Below are 2805 nucleotides of genomic sequence, written 5' to 3'. Positions count from 1 at the left end.
TGATCCTTAGACAGCCGTCTGACGAGGGGAAGCATTCAGTGCGGCGCGCCACCTGCAACAAGGTATCGATAGCCGTTCGTCGTCATCCATCTTTTTCACGAGGGCGAAGTCCCGGATATGGAATCAAGGAATGACCGAGCCGCCCAAGCGCCAGGACGACTATCCTGATGAGGCCATCGAGCAAGGTTTTCAGGCAATCATGGCACGCAGAGTTCCCTTGCCCGGCGGCTACCGACAGGGTGTCATCTCCGCGATCACCGTGCTGCTCGGATTCTCGCTTCTTTTCCTCCGCTACTGGAATTTCGAAGCTGAGGGCGGATGGACGGTCGCATCGATCCTAGCAACGCTCCTGCTCGCGGTGGCCATCATTCTTCAGCTCGTCGCACTGTGGCGGTCACTGCTCCCTCGGGACGACGACGAGCCGGTCTATCAAGTCACGCTGCGCTGGTTCCTCGCCTCGATCGTCGCTCTCCTTGCGGGCGTGCTGCTCGCGGGGCTGACCGCTTCGCACGTTTTCAATCTTTGATCAGGGCCATTTCCGGGCTGCGCGACCATCGCGTTACGCCCTCTGCGATGTAGCGCACCGCCTGTCAGCCGGGGAATGCACTCGAGCCTCGGCTTCCGGGCAAAGTGGTCGTTCAACGGTTTTACAATTAGGAACCGACTGGGGTTCTTGGAAGCTTTTCGAGGCGCCACCGGCCCAATTGCGGGCTCTTGCGAAGGAGGTCGGGATGCATGAGTCTGCTGTAGAGCAAGCTTGATCGACGTACTCTCGCATCCGAACTCATCTAGTGGGCCGTTTCGCAGGTCACGGGCGAGTCAGTGGCCCGCGTCGTTGCCCCGTCATCTTAGCCGCGGCGCAACCAAGGATATCGTGCTGGTGACCCGTCAATTCGCGGGTCACACTCTGACGTTCTGTCCGCACGAGCGCATTGGAAGAAGCCTGTTCAAATCCGGGCATTACCAGCGCGATTTGGCGGATAGGGTGCTGGAGCTAGTTGGGGAGGGGGCAGGCGAGACGCAGCTTGAACTGGGAGCCAACATCTCCGGTTGCTATCAGCGACCTTGCCGACCAAGCAATGAAACCCGGGAATCGGGAAAGGGATTAGGACCGAGGGGAATCAGTGATGAGGTGGAAGGTGTTCGAGGTCATTGCCGACGCGATGGAGCATCGAGCGGGGGCTCGGCTGACTAGGATCGTTTGCCGCTCTCGGTTCCAGCGGCTCATGCCCCGGCAGCTGGTGCCACGCGACCTGGCGCAAGTCGCGCTTCATGCGCGACGATGTTATCCAATCGATGCTCCTGGCCGTCATTGAAGGCGAATTGGCTCCTGCAGAACGTTGGCTCCCGCACAAAGGCACGCTCTCGCTTGATGCCCCTATGAGAGGCAGCGATCTCAGGCAATCGATTTGCTGAAAGCGCCGGCACGTTACAAGCCTGAAGCGGCGCTTATCACGGTGCTGTCCTACAGCCAGGCTTCTAGGTTCGTGCCCGCGTTCAGCGGCTATCCAGGAAAATCGCTTCCTCTTCGTCGCGCTGCCTGCCGCCGAGGGCCGCAGCAGCACTGGCTATGAAGGCGCCAACGACCAGCGACAGGGCGCCGAGCAGGGCAAAGGTCGCACTGGCCTTTCTGGCGGTGTCGGCTGCCTGCTTTGCCTTGACCTTGGCATCCTGAGCCTTGGCCAGGACAGCATCGACGCGCGTCTTGGCGTCGGCCTCGGAGAGGCCGGCGCGCGCGGCCACCAGTTGCGACAGGTATGTCTTGTCCTCCGCGGACACTTCACCGGCGACAGCGCCGGCGATCAGGATGCGCGAGGCTTGCGCTGCCGCGGCGGATTGGTCGCCGGGGTTACCGGTCGCGAGCTTGGCCGGATCGGCCGGCCGGAACAGCGAATCCACCAGGTAGGAGGTCGCATTGTCGGCCGACGCCGATGTGTTGCCGGCATTGGCGGAGGCGCCCGCCGACGCTCCCATGGCGGCGCCCGAAGCCACGTTGGATGCCGCCTGTACGCCCGACCCAATCGCTGCCGAAAGCGCCGAGCCGAGCACGCCGACGACGAGCAAGGTGGCCAATGCCCAAGCGAGGAAGCCGTGAGCGGTGTCACGGAAGTAGACCTCGTCGGTGTGGATGCCGACCCATTTGGTGCGCAGCCGGCCCGCTAGATAGCCGCCGACCCCGGACGACAGCCATTGCACGACAATAAGCCAGATCGCGGTCGACACCGCGAAACTGGTCGCTGAGAGGCCAGAGCCCGACCATGGTGAAACCATGGTCAGCCCAAGCCCGGAGCCGAGCAGCATGAGGATGAAGGTCAGCGTGGAGGCCGCGAAGGCACCGGCGATGATCGGTCCCCAGCTGACGGCCGTGGAGGATGATTCCGTCGAAGTCGATACGCCGACAGCCGATAGGGCGGATGACTGCATGGAGGCCTCCTATCGCATGAAAAGCATGAGGAGAATGATGATCGGAATCGGAACTCCGAGCAACCACAGTAGAATGCCGCGTCCCATGAAAGCCTCCCTGCAAGAAATTATGATCGACACTGTCACAATGTCTTGGAAGGCCTTCTGTTCCGGCAGCTCCTCAATGATTTCGATTGTACCAGCCGACATTGGCGCGCCCTGGGCACGCCAACGTCTCAAAAAGCTTGCCGAGACCTCAAATATCCAGATTGGCGACCGACAGCGCGTTTTCTGGATGAGTATGACAGCAAGTGCAAATTGCCGCCTGATGTCCGCGGACAGAGCTTGTATCTTCCGCCGAGTATAGTTGGTGAGGAGAATGCGGTTTCCGATAGGGCGGCC

The 2805-nt window shown here is 61.3% G+C and carries 3 protein-coding genes; 1 reads left to right on the top strand and 2 read right to left on the bottom strand.

Features of this window, described 5'->3' with window-relative positions; translation table 11 throughout:
- Positions 1–130 precede the first annotated feature (130 nt).
- Complete coding sequence (locus JT360_RS32900) at positions 131–526, top strand: hypothetical protein (protein WP_214477559.1); 396 nt, start codon at positions 131–133, stop codon at positions 524–526.
- A gap of 971 nt (positions 527–1497) precedes the next feature.
- On the opposite strand, the gene JT360_RS32895 is transcribed toward JT360_RS32900, so the two are convergent.
- Both JT360_RS32895 and JT360_RS32890 read right to left on the bottom strand, forming a co-directional pair.
- Entirely contained in the window at positions 1498–2424 is a 927-nt protein-coding gene (locus JT360_RS32895; RefSeq protein WP_214477557.1) for a hypothetical protein, read from the bottom strand.
- Between the two features lie 9 nt (positions 2425–2433).
- Positions 2434–2805 (bottom strand): hypothetical protein (locus tag JT360_RS32890; protein WP_214477561.1); only part of this gene is annotated, 372 nt, incomplete at its 5' end.

The sequence above is a fragment of the Mesorhizobium sp. dw_380 genome (assembly GCF_018588885.1).
In the GTDB taxonomy this organism is placed as follows: domain Bacteria; phylum Pseudomonadota; class Alphaproteobacteria; order Rhizobiales; family Rhizobiaceae; genus Mesorhizobium.
The sequence above is the reverse complement of the archived record's forward strand: the minus strand, read 5'-3'. Positions and strand labels throughout refer to the sequence as shown.